This is a genomic window from Serratia sp. TMDUHS_CL (genome assembly GCF_037137105.1).
GTDB classification, from domain to species: Bacteria; Pseudomonadota; Gammaproteobacteria; order Enterobacterales; family Enterobacteriaceae; genus Serratia; species Serratia nevei.
Genome location: NZ_JBBBDV010000001.1, coordinates 163,357 through 181,768 on the forward strand (window position 1 = coordinate 163,357; position 18,412 = coordinate 181,768).

An 18,412-nucleotide genomic window follows, 5' to 3' on the forward strand; every position below is an offset into this window, starting at 1 on the left:
TTAAGGGATCACTTTGCAGAGAATTGCTGTTGTAAATAGTTACCCGTGCTGCTCAATTTGGACATCATGGTATCCAACTGAACGAACTGCTGCTTGTAACGGTCGATGGTGTTCTGAATGCTGGCCGTGACCGTGGTGATCTGGATGTTCAGGCGATCGAGGTTGGTATTGATGCTCTTGGTCGAGTTCTCGATGATGCCGCCGGCCTTGATGTAACTTTGGATATCGTTGTGGATCTGGGTGGCCATACCGGTGTCTTTGCCGTTACCTGCGAAGAAGTTGGCGACCTGCTCCGGTTTTTCGTCGATGGCTTTGTTCAGCTTGGTGCTGTCGATTTCCAGCTTGCCGGTTTTGACGTTGGTGGTGATGCCGAGGTTGCCCAGGCCTTTCAACTCCGGGTTGTCCTGCGCCGAGCTGAGGGCGCTTTTGATCGAGGACTGGATACCGCGCAGGGTGTTGTCACCCAGCAGCGCACCGTTCTTGGCATTCTGCGCTTCGCCGCTTTTGACCGGGGTGTATTTGGTCAGCGAATTGAAGGTGTCCAGCAGCGAGTTGTAGTTATCCACCCACTCTTTAATCTTGTCGGCGCTGCCGCTCTTGTCGATGCCGATCACCAGGTTTTGCGGTTCGCCGGACTTGGTGGTGGTTTTCAGGTCGAGCGTTACGCCCTGCAAGGCATCGGCGATCGAGTTGGTGCTGCGTTTGATTTTCGTGCCGTTGACGATAATTTCCGCATCCTGACCGGGCACGGTTTGCTTCATCGCGGTGCTGCCATCTTTCGGCGGTTTTTTAGGATCGTAGTTGAGGATGGCGCCGAGCTTGTCGTCGTTATTGACCTGCACCGCAATGGTGTTTTTTTCGCCGGGCGTGGTGGAGCTCAATGCCAGTTGATAGTCATTGTCGCCGACGCGCATGATGCTGGCGGTAACGCCGGATTTCGATTTGTTGATGGCGTCGCGCATTTCGACCAGCGAGGTCTGATCGTCACCGAGCGGGATCTTGGTCTCTTTCGGCGGGTTGCCTGCCGTAATAGATATGGAACGATCGCTGCTGCCCGGCGTGCCCAGCTTGGCCTGCTGGTCGGCGATCGGCGTCTGAGTGGTCAGCGTTTGCGGCTGTGCCAGTTTCAAGACCTCAATCGAATAGTTGCCCGGTACCGACTTGTCGGTGGTGGTCACGGTAAACTGATCGTGCTTGGTGGCGGTGGTGTTGTTGAAGAACTCTGGCTTGGCCAGGTCTTTGCTCAGATTGTCAAACTTCTCCAGTGCGCCTTTCAGCGTGCCGTAAGCGGTTAGCTGGGCGTTGTAGCTGGTCTGCTGGGTGGTGTACGGCGTCAGGCGCTGTTGTTCCGCTTTGGTCAGCTTGTCGAGCAAACCGTTAAGGTCGAGTCCTGAGCCGATGCCTAATGAACTGATCGATGCCATTCGTGTTTCTCCTTGGTAATGACTTTATTCGCTTTACGCGTTATCGGCCCAGTGATGAAAAAGTTTACCGAAAAAAACAAAAAAACGATGGCGCAATAGAGGAGGGAAAAACCGCGTTATTTCTGCCATTGCCCCTGGCGCAAAAAATTTTAAAAAATTGCTAAAGGTTGTTAGGGGAGGGCCGATACCTGAGGGGACGGTGGTTGACGCCGTGGGCAAACAAGCCCGAACCTTTTAACTGTGTTGCGAAGAACGCAACTGACTCGTAAGGAAAGCAAACAATGGCACAAGTAATTAACACTAACAGCCTGTCGCTGATGGCGCAGAACAACCTGAACAAATCTCAGTCTTCTCTGGGTACTGCGATTGAGCGTCTGTCTTCCGGTCTGCGTATCAACAGCGCGAAAGACGATGCTGCGGGTCAGGCTATCTCCAACCGTTTCACCGCGAACATCAAGGGTCTGACTCAGGCTTCTCGCAACGCCAACGACGGTATCTCCCTGGCGCAGACCACTGAAGGCGCACTGAACGAAGTTAACGACAACCTGCAGAACATCCGTCGTCTGACCGTACAGTCTCAGAACGGTTCCAACTCTTCCAGCGACCTGCAGTCCATCCAGGACGAGATCTCTCAGCGTCTGTCTGAAATCAACCGCATCTCCGAGCAGACTGATTTCAACGGCGTGAAAGTACTGAGCGCAGATCAGAAACTGACCATCCAGGTTGGCGCGAACGACGGCGAAACCATCGATATCGAACTGAAAGACATCAATGCTAAAACTCTGGGTCTGGAAAAGTTCAGCGTGGCCGATGGCATTGATAAAACCAAAGTAGCTGCCGCTGCACCTGCTACCGTGAAAACCGGCACCAGCGTGGCAATCAACACCGGTACCGTTCAAGCCGGTGGTAAAGATATTGCCAGCTATGAGAAAGTTGGTGACGATGTATTCGCTATCAACGCCGATGGCGACTACTACAAAGCAACTTTCGATAAAGCGACCGGCGACCTGAAATCCGTTGGCACCAAAGAAGCCACTAAACCAACCGGCGGCACTGCGGTAACCAGCATTGAGAAAGAAGTGGCTCCTACCGGTCCTGATGCGGCTAACCTGCGCTCTTACGACAACGGCAAATCTTACGTGATCCAGGAAGGTACCGGTGCCGATGCCAAATACTTCAAGGCGACCGTAGACGCAGCCGGTAAAGTGACCAAGGGCGCTGAGCAGTCCACCGAGCCAAAAACTGCCGACCCGCTGGCAACCCTGGACAAAGCGCTGTCTCAGGTTGACTCCCTGCGTTCTTCCCTGGGTGCGGTACAGAACCGTTTCGATTCTGTTATCAACAACCTGAACAGCACCGTTAACAACCTGTCCGCTTCTCAGTCCCGTATCCAGGATGCTGACTACGCGACTGAAGTGTCCAACATGAGCCGTGCCAACATCCTGCAACAGGCTGGCACCTCTGTTCTGGCACAGGCTAACCAGTCTACTCAGAACGTGCTGTCCCTGCTGCGTTAATCGTCTCTCCCGATTAACTGTCGCAAAGAAACCCCGCTTCGGCGGGGTTTTTTTATGCTCGCGCACCGCGCGGTTATTACATGGCGCAAATAAAGCCCGTTTTGTGCGACTGTTCAGCCGATTGGCATTCCGCCCCCTACGCATAATAGCGCTGACTCTCTTATCCGCAGGTTTAAGACATAGTGAGCGATCTGTATACCGCCGAAGGCGTGATGGACAAAAATTCTCTCTGGCTGCGCTACGTCCCGTTAGTGCGCCACGAGGCGTTGCGCCTGCAGGTCAGGCTGCCCGCCAGCGTGGAGCTTGACGACTTGCTGCAGGCCGGGGGAATCGGGCTATTGAACGCCGTTGAGCGTTATGACGCCCTACAAGGAACCGCCTTTACCACCTATGCGGTGCAACGCATTCGCGGCGCGATGCTCGACGAGCTGCGCAGCCGCGATTGGGTGCCGCGCAGCGTGCGGCGCCATGCGCGCGAAGTCGCGCAGGTGATGCGGCAACTGGAACAGCGTTACGGCCGTCCGGCGAGTGAGACGGAAGTGGCGCAGACGCTGAATATCTCGCTGGATGAGTATCGTCAAATTCTGTTGGACACCAATAACAGCCAGCTTTTCTCCTACGACGAATGGCGCGAGGAGCATGGCGAGAACGCGGAACCGATGCTGGAAGGGCATGAAGAGGCCAACCCGCTGCATCACCTGTTGGAAGGCAGCCTGCGCCAGCGGGTGATCGACGCCATCGAGGCGTTGCCGGAGCGCGAAAAAATGGTGCTGACGTTGTATTACCAGGAAGAGTTGAATCTCAAAGAGATCGGCGCCGTGCTGGACGTCGGGGAATCCCGCGTCAGCCAACTGCACAGTCAGGCGATCAAACGGCTGCGCGCGCGGCTGGCGAACGATACCTGACGGCGGCCCACCGCCCCTCAACTCGATGACTCATGCGACAATCGGACTGCCCTTTATGCCAGGAATACTGTTGAAGAAACGGCCGCTTAGCCGTTACCTGAAAGACTACAAGCACAGCCAAACCCATTGCTCCCAGTGCGGCAAACTGTTGGACCGCATGGCGCTGGTGTTTCGCGGCAAGATTATCAATAAAGAAGCCATCGCGCGCATGGATCAGCCGATCGACGATGCGGTCTGGCAAAACGTGCAGCACGAGCTGACCGCGCTGTGCCGCTTCTGCAGCGAGATTTCCTGCAACAGCCACCCCAGCTATTTCGACATCATGGCGTTCAAACAGTATCTGTTCGAGCAGACCGAGATGAGCCACAGCACCATCCGCGAGTATGTGGTGCGGCTGCGCCGGCTGGACGAAATGCTGGTGGCGCGTAACTACCCGGCGGATAAATTCGCCAGCAGCGCCAGCCATCAGCGCATCATCGACGATCTGCCTACCGCGGCGCACAACAACTACCGCATTGCGCTGCGCAAATACGATCAGTATCTCGCCTGGCAGCGCAGCTACTGAGACTTTTCCCCGGCCGCTGGGCCGGGGCCTGCTGTTTCCCCCGTGATAAAGGATGATTATTCAGTTCACATCTGCTAAATCTATCGGTTATCAGATGTTGATATTCGATTCCCTGGGGGGAAGTAGTGAACCTGCAACAACAACTGGCGCAATTCCCGCGTCTGGATCTGGTTGGCACCGCCACACCGCTCGAAAAGCTGTCCCGTCTCTCCGACTACCTCGGCCGCGAAATCTACCTTAAACGTGACGATGTCACTCCTATGGCCATGGGCGGCAACAAGCTGAGAAAGCTTGAGTTTTTGGCCGCCGACGCGCTGCGTCAAGGTGCCGATACGCTGGTCACCGCCGGCGCCATTCAATCCAACCACGTGCGCCAGACGGCGGCGGTGGCGGCGAAACTGGGCCTGCACTGCGTCGCGCTGCTGGAAAACCCTATCGATACCCGTGCGGAAAACTACCTCACCAACGGCAACCGCCTGTTGCTCGGCCTGTTCAACGCCGAGGTGGTGATGTGCGAAGCGCTGCACGATCCGCAGCAGCAGCTGGCGGAGCTGGCGACGCGCCTTGAGGCGCAGGGGTTCCGGCCTTACGTGGTGCCGGTGGGCGGCTCCAATGCCCTGGGCGCGCTGGGATACGTGCAGTGCGCATTGGAAATCGCCGAACAGAGCCAACGCAGCAACGTGGCGTTCAGTTCGGTGGTGGTGGCGTCCGGCAGCGCAGGCACCCACGCCGGGCTGGCGGTAGGATTGCAGCAGCTGTTGCCGGAAACCGATCTGATCGGCGTAACGGTTTCGCGCACCGTGATCGATCAGCTGCCGAAGGTGGAGCAGATCCAGAAAGCTCTGGCCTGTTCGCTGAATATCGACGAACTGGCGCCGATCGCGCTGTGGGACGATTATTTCGCGCCGCAGTACGGCATGCCGAACGAAGAGGGCATGGCGGCGGTGCAGCTGCTGGCGCAGCAAGAAGGCGTATTGCTGGATCCGGTGTACACCGGCAAAGCGATGGCCGGTTTGATCGACGGCATCGCCCAGCGGCGCTTCCGCGATGAAGGCCCTATTCTGTTCGTTCACACCGGCGGCGCGCCGGCGCTGTTCGCCTACCATCCACAGGTGTAAACACCGCTTGTTATTCCATTTTGAACTATATTTATAAATTTATATTCCTTTATGCGGGCGGTCGCACTGTTAAAGTGCTGATATCAAAAAAGATAAATAACACACAGGGGTGTTTATGATGTTTGCAAAAGTTCGTCGTCAATGGCTGTTGGGCGTGGTGGGCGTCGCGTTGGCCGCCGGTTTGGCGACCCAAACCTACGCTGCCGACAATCTGCTGCAGCAGGTGAAGCAGCGCGGCACGCTGATCGTCGGCCTGGAAGGCACCTATCCGCCGTTCAGCTTCCAGGGGGAAGACGGCAAGCTGACCGGTTTCGAAGTGGATTTCGCCAACGCGCTGGCGGAACACCTGGGCGTGAAGGCCAAGCTGAACCCGACCAAGTGGGACGGTATGCTGGCTTCGCTGGATTCGAAGCGCATCGACGTGGTCATCAACCAGGTGACGCTCTCCGATGAGCGCAAGAAGAAATATGACTTCTCCACCCCTTACACCGTTTCCGGTATTCAGGCGCTGGTGAAAAAAGGCAACGAAGGCACCATCACCAAGCCGGAAGACCTGAAGGGCAAGAAGGTCGGCGTTGGCCTGGGCACCAACTATGAGCAATGGCTGCGTGAGAATGTGCAGGGCGTGGACGTGCGTACCTACGACGACGACCCGACCAAGTATCAGGATCTGCGCGTTGGCCGCATCAACGCCATTCTGGTGGATCGCCTGGCGGCGCTGGATCTGGTGAAGAAAACCGGCGATACGCTGGCGGTAGCCGGCCCGGCATTCTCTCGTCAGGAGTCCGGCGTGGCGCTGCGCAAGAACAACCCAGAGCTGCTGGCCGCGATTGACCAGGCGATCGCCGAGATGCAAAAAGACGGCACGATGGCGAAGATCTCCGAGAAATGGTTTGGCGCGGACGTAACTAAATAATGCACGAAAGTATTCAACTGGCGCTGGATTCAGCGCCATTTTTATTGAAGGGCGCAATACTGACGCTTCAGCTCAGCCTGGGCGGCATGGCGTTGGGGTTGCTGCTCGGTTTTCTGCTGGCGCTGATGCGCCTTTCGCCGCTGTGGCCGCTGTCGTGGCTGTCGCGTATCTACGTGTCGCTGTTCCGCGGCACGCCGTTGATCGCCCAGCTGTTTATGATCTATTACGGTCTGCCGCAGTTCGGCATCGAGTTCGATCCTTTCCCGGCGGCGCTGATTGGCCTGTCGCTCAATACCGCCGCCTACACCTCGGAAACGCTGCGCGCGGCGATTTCGTCGATCGACAAAGGGCAGTGGGAAGCCGCCGCCAGCATCGGCATGACCCGTTGGCAAACCCTGCGCCGAGTGATCCTGCCGCAGGCGGCGCGCACCGCCTTGCCGCCGCTGGGCAACAGCTTCATCGGCCTGGTGAAAGACACCTCGCTGGCCGCCACCATTCAGGTGCCGGAACTGTTCCGTCAGGCGCAGCTGATCACCTCGCGCACGCTGGAAGTGTTCACCATGTACCTGGCGGCATCGCTGATTTACTGGGTGATGGCGACCCTGCTTTCCGCGCTGCAAAACCGTCTGGAAGCCCACGTTAATCGCCAGGATCAGGAGTAGCGCATGAGTGCCATCGAAGTTAAGCAATTGACCAAGCAGTTTAAGGGTCAGACGGTGCTGCATGGGATCGATCTGGCGGTGGACGCCGGCGAAGTGGTGGCGATCATCGGGCCGAGCGGCTCGGGGAAAACCACCTTATTGCGCTGCATCAACCTGCTGGAGGAGCCGGATTCCGGCACCATTCGCGTCGGTGATATCCTGATCGACGGCAGCAAGCCGCTGAGCAAACAGAAAAATCAGGTGCGGGCGCTGCGTCAGCAGGTCGGTTTCGTGTTCCAGAACTTCAACCTGTTCCCGCACCGTTCTGTGTTGGAAAACATCATCGAAGGGCCGGTTATCGTCAAGGGCGAGGCGAAAGCCAGCGCGGAACAGCGCGCCCGCGCGTTGCTGGCCAAGGTGGGGTTGAGCGGCAAGGAGCAGGCGTATCCGCGGCGGCTGTCCGGTGGCCAACAGCAGCGGGTGGCTATTGCGCGCGCGCTGGCGATGCAGCCGGAGGTGATTCTGTTCGATGAGCCGACGTCGGCGCTCGATCCCGAGCTGGTGGGGGAAGTGCTCAATACCATGCGTTCACTGGCGGAAGAGAAACGCACCATGGTGATCGTCACCCATGAGATGAGCTTTGCCCGCGACGTGGCCGACCGGGTTATCTTTATGGACCACGGCCGCATCGTTGAACAGGGCCCGGCCAAAGCGCTGTTCGCCAACCCGCAGCACCAGCGTACCCAGCAATTCCTCGACAAATTCCTGAATCAATAAGGCGGCGGGGGAGCTTCCCCCGTCCGCATTCACTCCGTTTTCAATAATGCGTTTCGCGCGGCGGCGGCGAGAAACCCGCTGCGGCTACCGTATCCCGGATGTTACCGAACCCGAGCGTCAAAGCGACGAGTCGCGTGCTGCCGCGGTTTGCAAGCAGACCAATCCGTTCTGAGCTCACCCTGTTGTTATCGTCCATTAGGCGCCACATCCTCATGCCAGGATAACAAGACGCTAACGGCTGACCGGGCTGCGGGCAATAAAAAACCCTGCACAAGTGCAGGGTTTGCGTAGCGGTGAGCAACTCAGGCGGCAATCCATGGCCGCGTTGATGATGCGTTAACCGATGGTCATCAGGCTGGCGTTGCCGCCGGCGGCGGCGGTGTTGACGCTCAGCGAACGTTCGATAAGCAGGCGTTCCAACAGGATGTTGGTTTCACCATGGGCGAAGCCCTGTACCGAAACGATGGCGCCGCCGCGCTGCGCGATCTGTTCGCACAGGGTGCGCAGCTGATCGGCATCGCCGTGGTAGATGGCGGCGTCGAACTCGACCTTGTCCTGCTGCCAGTCTTTGCTGAAGGCGATGCGCGCCTGCACATCGTTCGGCAAGCGGCGGAACAGATTGCGCTGCAGTTCCGCTTCCGGCCACAGCACGCAGCTGCCAACCGCCAGCACGGCGGCCAGTTGGATCAGCGCGTCGGCTTCGTTATCCGCCAGGCACAGCACGCGTTCACGTGGCAGCAGGGCATAGGTATTGCGCTCGCCGGTCGGGCCCGGCAGCGGACGTACGGTGCCGCCCTGGCCCAGTTCCGCATAGCGCTGCGCCAAAGCCGCCAGTTCGCCTTGTTGGCTGGTGACCGCCCATTTCTCCAGCGATTGCAGTGCGCCCAGCAGTTGCGGCCGTGCGGTAGCTTCCATCGGGCGCTCTTCGTCCTGACGGTGCAGCGTACGCTGCAGCGCGTCGTCCGGACGGTTAGCCAGCAGACGGTACAGGTACAGCGGGCCGCCGGCTTTCGGGCCGGTGCCCGACAGGCCTTCGCCGCCGAACGGCTGCACGCCGACCACCGCGCCAACCATGTTACGGTTGACGTACAGGTTGCCGACCTTGGCGCGTTCGGTCACCCGGGCGATGGTTTCATCGATACGGGTGTGAATGCCCAGCGTCAGGCCATAACCGGCGGCGTTGATCTGATCGACCAGCGCGTCCAGATTGTTGCGCTGGAAGCGCACCACGTGCAGCACCGGGCCAAAGATCTCTTTTTGCAGCTCGTCGAAGCTGTCGAGTTCGATCAGCGTCGGTTTGATGAAGGTGCCGCGCGCCCACTCTTTCTCATCCTGCGCGCTGCCTTTGGCGGCCTGGTACACCTTGCGGCCTTTGGCGCGCATCGCCTGGATATGGCGTTCGATGCCGGTTTTGGCTTCGGCGTCGATCACCGGGCCCACGTCGGTAGACAGGCGCTCCGGGTTACCCATGCGGCATTCGGCCATCGCGCCGCGCAGCATTTGCAGCGTGTGCTCGGCCACGTCTTCCTGAATGCACAGGATACGCAGCGCGGAGCAGCGCTGGCCGGCGCTGTCGAAGGCGGAGGCCACCACGTCGGTGACGACTTGTTCGGTCAGGGCCGAAGAGTCGACGATCATGGCGTTCAGGCCGCCGGTTTCGGCGATCAGCGGCGTCGGACGGCCTTGCGGATCCAGGCGACCGGCGATGCTGCGCTGCAGAATGCCGGCGACGTCGGTGGAGCCGGTGAACATCACGCCGCGGACGCGGGCATCGTTGACCAGCGTTGAGCCGACGGTTTCACCCTGGCCCGGCAGCAGCTGCAGCACGCCTTGCGGAATGCCGGCTTCCAGCAGGATACGCACCGCCTGCGCGGCGACCAATGGCGTTTGCTCGGCCGGTTTGGCCAGCACGCTGTTGCCCGCCGCCAGCGCCGCGGCGATTTGGCCGGTGAAGATCGCCAGCGGGAAGTTCCACGGGCTGATGCAGACCACTGGGCCCAGCGGACGGTGGCTGTCGTTGGCGAAATCGTCGCGCACCTGGCCGGCGTAGTAGTGCAGGAAGTCCACCGCTTCGCGCACTTCGGCGATGGCGTTGTTGAAGGTTTTACCCGCTTCACGCACCAGAATGCCCAGCAGGCTTTGCAGCTGACTCTCCATCAGCTCGGCGGCGCGTTCGAGGATCGCGGCGCGCTCCGTCGGCGGCGTAGCGAACCAGATTGGGCCGGCGGCCGCGGCGGCGTCGAGCGCACGGCTGACTTCGCCTTCGGTGGCTTCACGCACGTAGCCGACCACATCGCCCGGCTCGGCCGGGTTAATCACCGGTTGCTCCACGCCCTGATCCAATTCGGCGTCGATGATAGGTTCCGCGCGCCACGGATGGCTGGCGCTGGTGAGCAGGGCGCTGGAGAGCGAGGCCAGACGCTGTTCGTTGGACAGATCGAGACCGCTGGAGTTAGTGCGTTTCTCGCCGTACAGCTCGCGCGGCAGCGGAATGCGCGGATGCGGCAGGCCAATCTGGCCTTCGCTGGCTGCCAGCGCTTCCACGGCGCTGACCGGATCGGCCACCAGCTCGTCGAGCGGCAGGGTGGCATCGGCGATGCGGTTGACGAACGAGGTATTGGCGCCGTTTTCCAGCAGGCGGCGCACCAGGTATGCCAGCAGCGTTTCATGGGTGCCGACCGGCGCATAGATGCGGCAAGGGCGGTTCAGTTTGCCGTCGGCCACTTTACCCACCACCTGCTCGTACAGCGGCTCACCCATGCCGTGCAGGCACTGGAACTCATACTGGCCAGGGTAGTAGTTGTTGCCGGCCAGATGATAGATGGCGCTCAGGGTGTGGGCGTTGTGGGTCGCGAACTGCGGATAAATCAGGTTCGGCACCGACAGCAGCTTGCGGGCGCAGGCCAGGTAGGAAACGTCGGTATAGACCTTGCGGGTGTAGACCGGGTAGCCTTCCAGGCCGTCCATCTGGGCGCGTTTGATTTCGCTGTCCCAGTAGGCGCCCTTCACCAGACGGATCATCAGGCGACGGCGGCTGCGTTGCGCCATGTCGATCACCGCGTCGATGGCGAACGGACAACGTTTTTGGTAGGCCTGGATCACGAAGCCGATGCCGTTCCAGCCGGCCAGCTGCGGTTCGAAGCACAGCTTCTCCAGCAGATCGAGCGAGATCTCCAGGCGGTCGGCCTCTTCGGCGTCGATGTTGATGCCGATATCGTACTGGCGTGCCTGCAGGGTCAGCGACAGCAGGCGCGGGTAGAGCTCTTCCATGACGCGTTCGTACTGCGCGCGGCTGTAGCGCGGGTGCAGGGCGGACAGCTTGATGGAGATGCCGGGGCCTTCATAAATGCCACGACCGTTGGAGGCTTTGCCGATGGCGTGGATCGCCTGCTGGTAGGAAACCAGGTAGGCCTGCGCGTCGGCTTCGGTCAGGGCAGCTTCGCCCAGCATGTCGTAGGAGTAGCGGAAGCCTTTTTCTTCGAGCTTGCGCGCGTTGGCCAGCGCTTCGGCGATGGTTTCGCCGGTCACGAACTGTTCGCCCATCAGGCGCATCGCCATGTCCACGCCTTTGCGGATCAGCGGTTCGCCGCTCTTGCCGATAATGCGGTTCAGCGAACGGGACAGATTGGCTTCGTTATGCGTGGACACCAGCTTGCCGGTGAACAGCAGGCCCCAGGTCGCGGCGTTGACGAACAGCGACGGGCTGCGCCCGAGGTGCGAGTGCCAGTTGCCGTTGCTGATCTTGTCGCGGATCAGGGCATCGCGGGTCGGTTTGTCCGGAATGCGCAGCAGCGCTTCCGCCAGGCACATCAGCGCCACGCCTTCCTGCGAAGAGAGGGAGAACTCTTGCAGCAGGCCTTGCACCATGCCGGCGCGGCCGTTTGCACTTTTTTGGTTACGCAACTTCTCGGCGATACCATAGGCCATTTTGTGAGTGGCCTGTGCAAGATCGGCGGGTAATCGCGCCTGTTCGAGCAACATCGGCACCGCTTCGGTCTCCGGGCGACGATAGGCGGCGGTGATGGCGGCGCGGGTAACCGACTGCGGCAGAATTTGTTCGGCAAAATCGAGGAATGGCTGGTGTGACTCTTCCTGCGCTTGCGGCATAATGTCGTCCGCTTCAGGCTGGCCCGCAGCGGCCAGCGCTGGAATTTCAGGAATATCGGAACCGCTCTCGAGACGCTCGAGGTAATTAAAGATGGCCTGCTTGATGAGCCAGTGCGGCGTGCGATCGATGCGCTGTGCGGCGCTCTTGATCCGGTCGCGTGTTGCCTCGTCGAGTTTCACGCCCATTGTGGTAGTGCCCATGCCAATCCAACTCCTGTGTTTAGAACCTATCCCATCAGGCTAGACAAACAGCAGGCCGGAAAGCCTGTTGGGATAGGTTCGTGAGATGTGTGGTGTCAAGAATGCAGACAATATCCTGCATGTTGCAACTTTGTGCAACCTTGTTAAATCAGGCTGATGAGCGAAGTGTGAGTTTCATCGATTTTTTAACATGGGCAGTTGGCACGAATGTTGCGTTATTGAGCGAATGCGGCGGGGTTTATGCTGCCGCAGACGCTTTACCTTGCGCTATATAAGGGCAATAACCAGGTGCAACTCATTTTACTTGTCGTGAGTGCAACCTTTGGGCCCGGTAAATGTGACGCAGGGTAAACTTTGTGTAACTTTGTTGTTAAATATCTTGTTGGTTGATGAAAGGCTCATCTAGGATAACCGACGGTCAACAATTACGGGCAGAAACTATTTTACCTGCACTTGCTCGCAGGCTGCGCCACGTTCCGGCGCGGCGGCCAGTGAAATGCATTGCGCGTGGGTTTACCGGCGCCGGCTTGGCCGGAGCGAAACGCGAATAATAATGAAAGTGGAGAATTAAATGACAATGAGCACACCTATGCTGGTGACCTTCCTGGTGTACATTTTCGGGATGGTGCTGATCGGCCTGCTTGCCTACCGGGCAACCAACAACTTTGATGACTATATTCTCGGCGGCCGCAGTTTGGGCAGCGTGGTGACCGCGCTGTCCGCCGGTGCTTCCGACATGAGCGGCTGGTTGCTGATGGGCCTGCCGGGCGCCATCTTCCTCTCCGGCATCTCCGAAAGCTGGATCGCTATCGGCCTGACCATCGGCGCCTACCTGAACTGGAAGCTGGTGGCAGGAAGGCTGCGCGTACATACCGAAGCCAACAACAACGCCCTGACGCTGCCGGATTATTTCACCAGCCGCTTTGAAGACAACAGCAAGCTGCTGCGCGTGATCTCGGCCATCGTCATCCTGGTGTTCTTCACCATTTACTGCGCCTCCGGCATCGTAGCCGGCGCGCGCCTGTTCGAAAGCACCTTCGGCATGAGCTACGAAACCGCCCTGTGGGCCGGCGCCGCGGCGACCATCCTCTACACCTTTATCGGCGGTTTCCTGGCGGTAAGCTGGACCGACACCGTGCAGGCCAGCCTGATGATTTTCGCGCTGATCCTGACGCCGGTGATCGTGATCTTCGCCGTCGGCGGCATCGATACCTCGATGCTGGTGATCCAGGCGCAGAACCCGGCCAACCTCGACATGCTGAAAGGGCTGAACTTCGTCGCCATCCTGTCGCTGCTGGGGTGGGGCCTGGGCTACTTCGGTCAGCCGCACATCCTGGCGCGTTTCATGGCGGCGGATTCTCACCGCACCATCCGCAGCGCGCGTCGCATCAGCATGACCTGGATGATCCTGTGCCTGGCCGGCACCATCGCCGTCGGTTTCTTCGGTATTGCTTACTTCGCCAACAACCCGGATCAAGCCGGTAACGTGTCGCAGAACGGGGAACGCGTGTTCATCGAACTGGCGATGCTGCTGTTCAACCCATGGGTAGCGGGCGTGCTGCTGTCGGCGATTCTGGCGGCGGTCATGAGTACCCTGAGCTGCCAGCTGCTGGTGTGCTCCAGCGCGATCACCGAAGACCTGTACAAGGCGTTCCTGCGTAAAGGCGCCAGCCAGCGCGAGCTGGTGTGGGTCGGCCGCGTGATGGTGCTGGTGGTGGCGTTGATCGCCATCGCGCTGGCGGCCAACCCGGAGAACCGCGTGCTGGGCCTGGTGAGCTACGCCTGGGCCGGTTTCGGCGCCGCCTTCGGCCCGGTGGTGCTGATTTCGGTGATGTGGTCGCGCATGACCCGCAACGGCGCGCTGGCCGGTATGTTGGTCGGTGCGGTGACGGTGATCGTCTGGAAACAGTACGAATGGCTGGGTCTGTATGAAATCATCCCGGGCTTCATCCTGGGTTGCCTCGCCATCGTGGTGGTGAGCCTGATGGGCCGCCAGCCTTCCGCCACCATGACCGAGCGTTTCGATCAGGCGGAAGCCGAGTACAAAACGGTGTAACGCCATTCGATGTCAGTCGGTAAAGGGGCGCGCAGAGCGCCCCTTTTTTTGCCTGCCGATCGCCGTCATCCGGCTGTAACACCTGGCGACATTTGATTAGAAAAAATCACCGTCATGCCTCTTGTATTTATTCTTGGCAGAATGATAATCACTCTCGTTGGTTTTTACGTTTCTTTACATAGTCGCCGCGGCTCATTTCGCAAGCACCGTCTCTGCCGCCGCGGTCTTTTCAGGGGTGATTATTTATGTTCGTTCCCTTTCTTATCATGTTCCGTGAGGGGTTGGAGGCCGCGCTGATCGTCAGCCTGATCGCCAGCTATCTGAAGCGCACGCAGCGCAGCCAATGGCTGGGCGCGGTGTGGATCGGCGTGATTGTCGCTGCGGCGCTGTGTCTGGCGCTCGGTATCTTCATCAATGAAACCACCGGCGAGTTCCCACAGAAACAGCAGGAGCTGTTCGAGGGCATCGTGGCGGTGGTGGCGGTGGTGATCCTCACCTATATGGTGTTCTGGATGCGTAAGGTGTCCAAGTCGGTCAAGGTGCATCTGGAAGGGGCGATCGATCAGGCGCTCAGCGCCGGTAAAGGGCAGGGTTGGGCGCTGGTGGCGATGGTGTTCTTCGCCGTGGCGCGCGAAGGGCTGGAGTCGGTGTTCTTCCTGCTGGCGGCGTTCCAGCAAGACGTGGGCGCCGCGGCGCCGCTCGGCGCGGTGCTCGGCCTGGTGGCCGCCATCGTGCTGGGCATGATGATTTATTGGGGCGGGGTGAAGCTGCACCTGGCCAAGTTTTTCAAATGGACCAGCCTGTTCATTCTGTTCGTTGCCGCCGGCCTGGCCGCCGGGGCGATTCGCGCCTTCCACGAAGCCGGCCTGTGGAACCACTTCCAGGACATCGCCTTCGATTTCAGCAGCACCCTGTCGACCCATTCGCTGTTCGGCACCCTGCTGGAAGGCATTCTCGGTTATCAGGAAGCGCCAACGGTCAGCGAAGTGGCCGTCTATTTCCTGTATCTGATCCCGGCGCTGATTTTCTTTTTCCTGCCGCAGCGCGCGGAGCCGGCAGCGGCCCCGGCGCAACGTAAAATCAATCATTAATGTTTAATAGGGAATCTCGTATGTCTACTCCGTTATTTCGCCGCAAGGCGTTGCACGCAGCATTACTGGCTATCCCGGCGTTTGCGCTGAGCATCGACGCGTTGGCGGCGGACGTGCCGCAGGTCAAAGTCACGGTCAACGACAAGCAGTGCGAACCGATGCAGCTGACGGTGCCGGCCGGCAAGACGCAGTTTGTGGTGCATAACACCAGCCAGAAAAACGTCGAATGGGAAATCCTGAAAGGGGTGATGGTGGTGGAAGAGCGCGAAAACATCGCGCCGGGCTTCACCCAGAAAATGACCGCCACGCTGGAAACGGGCGAATACGACATGACCTGCGGGCTGCTGAGCAACCCGAAAGGCAAACTGACCGTCACCGCGGCAACCAACGGTGCCACCGACGGCAAACCGAACGCGCTGGATCTGGTTGGCCCGATCGCCGAATACAAAGTCTACGTTATCAAAGAAGTCGACGGGCTGGTGAAACAAACCAAGCTGTTCACCGACGCGGTGAAGGCCGGCAACGTGGAACAAGCGCGCAAGCTGTACGCGCCGACCCGCCAGCACTATGAGCGCATCGAGCCGATCGCCGAGCTGTTCTCCGATCTGGACGGCAGCATCGACGCCCGTGAAGACGACTACGAGAAGAAATCGGCGGATCCGAACTTTACCGGCTTCCACCGTCTGGAGAAGGCGCTGTTTGCCGACAACTCGACCAAAGACATGGGCAAATATGCCGATCGTCTGTATCACGACACCGTTGAACTGCAAAAACGCGTGGGTGAACTGACCTTCCCGCCGAGCAAGGTGGTGGGCGGCGCAGCCGGGCTGATCGAAGAAGTGGCGGCCAGCAAGATCAGCGGTGAAGAAGACCGTTACAGCCGCACCGACCTGTGGGATTTCCAGGCCAACGTCGACGGCGCGCAGAAGATCGTCAACCTGCTGCGCCCGCTGTTGGTCAAAGCCAACAAGCCGCTGCTGGACAAAATCGACGCCAACTTCAAAACCGTCGACACCATTTTGGCGAAGTACCAAACCAAAGAGGGGTATGAGTCCTATGAGAAGCTGACCGATGCCGACCGCAATGCGTTGAAAGGGCCGATCACCACGCTGGCGGAAGACCTTTCCCAACTGCGCGGCGTATTGGGTCTGGACTGAGGCATACGGTTATGAGCAACAAGGCAGGCCCGAATAACGGGCCTCACCCGCACTCTCAGGAGGCGGCATCCCCTTCACGCCGCCGTTTGCTGCAGGGGCTGGGGCTGAGCGCGCTGGCGCTGGGCGGCAGCCGCCTGGTGCAGGCGGCGGACAAAGCGGCGGAGCCGTTGGCGGCGCCGCAGGATGAGCGCTGGCAGAAACAGCCGTTTTATGGCCGTCATCAGGCCGGGGTGCTGACCCCGCAACAGGCGGCGATGATGCTGGTGGCGTTCGACGTGCTGGCGACCAGCAAAGCGGATCTGGAGCGCCTGTTCCGGCTGCTGACTGACCGCATCGCGTTCCTGACCCACGGCGGCAAGGCGCCGGAGGTGGACGCCAAATTGCCGCCGCTCGATTCGGGGATCATGGGGCCGGAGATTTATCCGGACAACCTGACCATCACCGTCTCGGTCGGCGCATCGCTGTTCGACGAACGCTTTGGCCTGCAGGCGCAAAAGCCGCTGCGGTTGCAGAAAATGACCCGCTTCCCTAACGATGCGCTGGACGCCGGGCTTTGCCACGGCGATCTGCTGCTGCAGATCTGCGCCAACACCAATGAAACGGTGATCCACGCACTGCGCGACATCATCAAGCATTCGCCGGATCTGCTCAGCGTGCGCTGGAAGCGCGAAGGGTTTATCTCCGCGCATGCGGCGCGCAGCAAAGGCAAAGAGACGCCGATCAACCTGCTGGGCTTCAAAGACGGCACCGCAAACCCGAAAACCGACGACAAACCGCTGATGGATAAGGTGGTGTGGGTCGGCGACAACGTCGGCGAGCCGGCGTGGACGGCGGGCGGCAGCTACCAGGCAGCGCGTATTATTCGCTTCCGCGTGGAGTTTTGGGATCGCACGCCGCTGCAGGAGCAGGAAACCATTTTCGGCCGCGAAAAGCACAGCGGCGCGCCGCTCGGCATGAAGCATGAACATGACGAGCCGAACTACGCGAACGATCCCGACGGCAAGGTGATCCCGATGGACGCGCACATCCGGTTGGCTAACCCCCGCACGCCGGAAAGCCAAAGCAATTTGATGTTGCGGCGTGGCTACAGCTATTCCCTTGGCGTTTCCAATGCCGGGCAGCTGGAAATGGGGCTGTTGTTCGTCTGCTATCAGGCCGATCTGGAAAAAGGATTCCTGACGGTGCAAAAAAGGCTCAACGGCGAAGCGCTGGAAGAATACATCAAGCCGATCGGCGGCGGATACTTCTTCGTATTGCCGGGGGTGAAAGAGGGCGGCGACTATTTGGCCAGCGGCCTGCTCAAGGCCTGAGCACGCAATGACGAGGCGGGATCTTCCGCCTCGTTTTACGTTGGCTTGCCTATTGTGCTGGACATTAAGCGACGGAGTTCAATTCAATCCGTCGCCTGCGGATTAAAAAATCTGAAGGGCCCGCCGACTTTGGGGTGTGCAAATTTTAATCGAGAAACTAAAGTGTCATTCGCGGCTTTTAATTGTAATTAATTGATATTAATAGGATAAAAATTTTTCTGGAATGACGCGCCGAGCGTGATATAGTGTTTTTGCGCTAACTGAAAACAAAAGATATAAAATTTTTTTACATTTTAGTAACGCGGCAGGATTGAATGTCATTATACTGTAATCATCTGGCGGTAGTTTTCACACGGTGCACAGCTTGAAGCTGTAAATATCACTGCGGGGATCGCTAATGGTAAAGTCCTTGGTTGGGCTGGAAAGAAAAAATAACACATCTCCCCTGATTTCTCGTTGTAACGAGGGTTCTCTCTCCGACTCTCTTTTACCGGCAACCCCGCACTCTTATCGCTATCGAATCTCATCACTTTTTACTCCACGTTTTTTAATGCAGTCCGCGTTGTTCCGTGAAGACACGGCGCTTAAGCGTTGCCGTCGATTCACCTTGTCCCTTGGCTCTTATTG

The 18,412-nt window shown here is 59.2% G+C and carries 13 protein-coding genes; 11 read left to right on the forward strand and 2 right to left on the reverse strand.

What is annotated here, in order from left to right; translation table 11 throughout:
- Positions 1 to 8 precede the first annotated feature (8 nt).
- Positions 9 to 1,424, reverse strand: a complete 1,416-nt coding sequence (gene fliD / locus WCL58_RS00840) for a flagellar filament capping protein FliD (RefSeq protein ID WP_060439726.1) — start codon at positions 1,422 to 1,424, stop codon at positions 9 to 11.
- A 281-nt stretch (positions 1,425 to 1,705) separates the two neighbouring features.
- Between fliD and WCL58_RS00845 the strand changes: the two genes are divergently transcribed.
- The 7 genes from WCL58_RS00845 (at position 1,706) to tcyN (ending at position 7,863) form a co-directional block, all read left to right on the forward strand.
- Positions 1,706 to 2,941: a flagellin FliC gene (locus tag WCL58_RS00845; protein WP_060420830.1), complete on the forward strand. Its 1,236-nt coding sequence runs from the start codon at positions 1,706 to 1,708 to the stop codon at positions 2,939 to 2,941.
- A gap of 182 nt (positions 2,942 to 3,123) precedes the next feature.
- Positions 3,124 to 3,846 (forward strand): RNA polymerase sigma factor FliA, encoded by a 723-nt coding sequence (locus WCL58_RS00850; RefSeq protein WP_004934752.1) that lies wholly within the window; start codon positions 3,124 to 3,126, stop codon positions 3,844 to 3,846.
- A 55-nt stretch (positions 3,847 to 3,901) separates the two neighbouring features.
- Positions 3,902 to 4,411 carry a flagella biosynthesis regulatory protein FliZ gene (gene fliZ / locus WCL58_RS00855; RefSeq protein ID WP_025303240.1) on the forward strand — a complete coding sequence of 170 codons (510 nt, stop codon included), beginning with the start codon at positions 3,902 to 3,904 and terminating at the stop codon, positions 4,409 to 4,411.
- Between the two features lie 125 nt (positions 4,412 to 4,536).
- Positions 4,537 to 5,529, forward strand: a complete 993-nt coding sequence (locus WCL58_RS00860; protein WP_141959513.1) for a D-cysteine desulfhydrase — start codon at positions 4,537 to 4,539, stop codon at positions 5,527 to 5,529.
- A gap of 115 nt (positions 5,530 to 5,644) precedes the next feature.
- On the forward strand, positions 5,645 to 6,445 hold the full coding sequence (gene tcyJ, locus WCL58_RS00865) for a cystine ABC transporter substrate-binding protein (protein WP_089186099.1): 801 nt from the start codon (positions 5,645 to 5,647) through the stop codon (positions 6,443 to 6,445).
- On the forward strand, positions 6,445 to 7,107 hold the full coding sequence (gene tcyL, locus WCL58_RS00870) for a cystine ABC transporter permease (protein ID WP_025303237.1): 663 nt from the start codon (positions 6,445 to 6,447) through the stop codon (positions 7,105 to 7,107). Before tcyJ ends, tcyL begins: the two co-directional genes overlap by 1 nt.
- Before the next feature lie 3 nt (positions 7,108 to 7,110).
- Entirely contained in the window at positions 7,111 to 7,863 is a 753-nt protein-coding gene (gene tcyN / locus WCL58_RS00875; protein WP_038876913.1) for an L-cystine ABC transporter ATP-binding protein TcyN, read from the forward strand.
- 336 nt (positions 7,864 to 8,199) lie between these two features.
- On the opposite strand, the gene putA is transcribed toward tcyN, so the two are convergent.
- Positions 8,200 to 12,171, reverse strand: a complete 3,972-nt coding sequence (gene putA, locus WCL58_RS00885; protein ID WP_308342499.1) for a trifunctional transcriptional regulator/proline dehydrogenase/L-glutamate gamma-semialdehyde dehydrogenase — start codon at positions 12,169 to 12,171, stop codon at positions 8,200 to 8,202.
- Between the two features lie 571 nt (positions 12,172 to 12,742).
- Here putA and putP point away from each other — a divergent pair.
- The 4 genes from putP to efeB all read left to right on the forward strand — a co-directional run bounded on the left by putP (position 12,743) and on the right by efeB (position 17,785).
- Positions 12,743 to 14,227: a sodium/proline symporter PutP gene (gene putP, locus WCL58_RS00890; RefSeq protein ID WP_033634960.1), complete on the forward strand. Its 1,485-nt coding sequence runs from the start codon at positions 12,743 to 12,745 to the stop codon at positions 14,225 to 14,227.
- A gap of 245 nt (positions 14,228 to 14,472) precedes the next feature.
- The gene (gene efeU, locus WCL58_RS00895) at positions 14,473 to 15,318 is read left to right on the forward strand and encodes an iron uptake transporter permease EfeU (protein ID WP_164268013.1); all 846 of its coding nucleotides are present in this window, start codon (positions 14,473 to 14,475) and stop codon (positions 15,316 to 15,318) included.
- A 20-nt stretch (positions 15,319 to 15,338) separates the two neighbouring features.
- Positions 15,339 to 16,475, forward strand: coding sequence for an iron uptake system protein EfeO (gene efeO, locus WCL58_RS00900; RefSeq protein WP_193159209.1), 1,137 nt, complete (start codon positions 15,339 to 15,341; stop codon positions 16,473 to 16,475).
- 11 nt (positions 16,476 to 16,486) lie between these two features.
- Positions 16,487 to 17,785, forward strand: a complete 1,299-nt coding sequence (gene efeB, locus WCL58_RS00905) for an iron uptake transporter deferrochelatase/peroxidase subunit (protein ID WP_047730480.1) — start codon at positions 16,487 to 16,489, stop codon at positions 17,783 to 17,785.
- Positions 17,786 to 18,412: the final 627 nt, after the last annotated feature.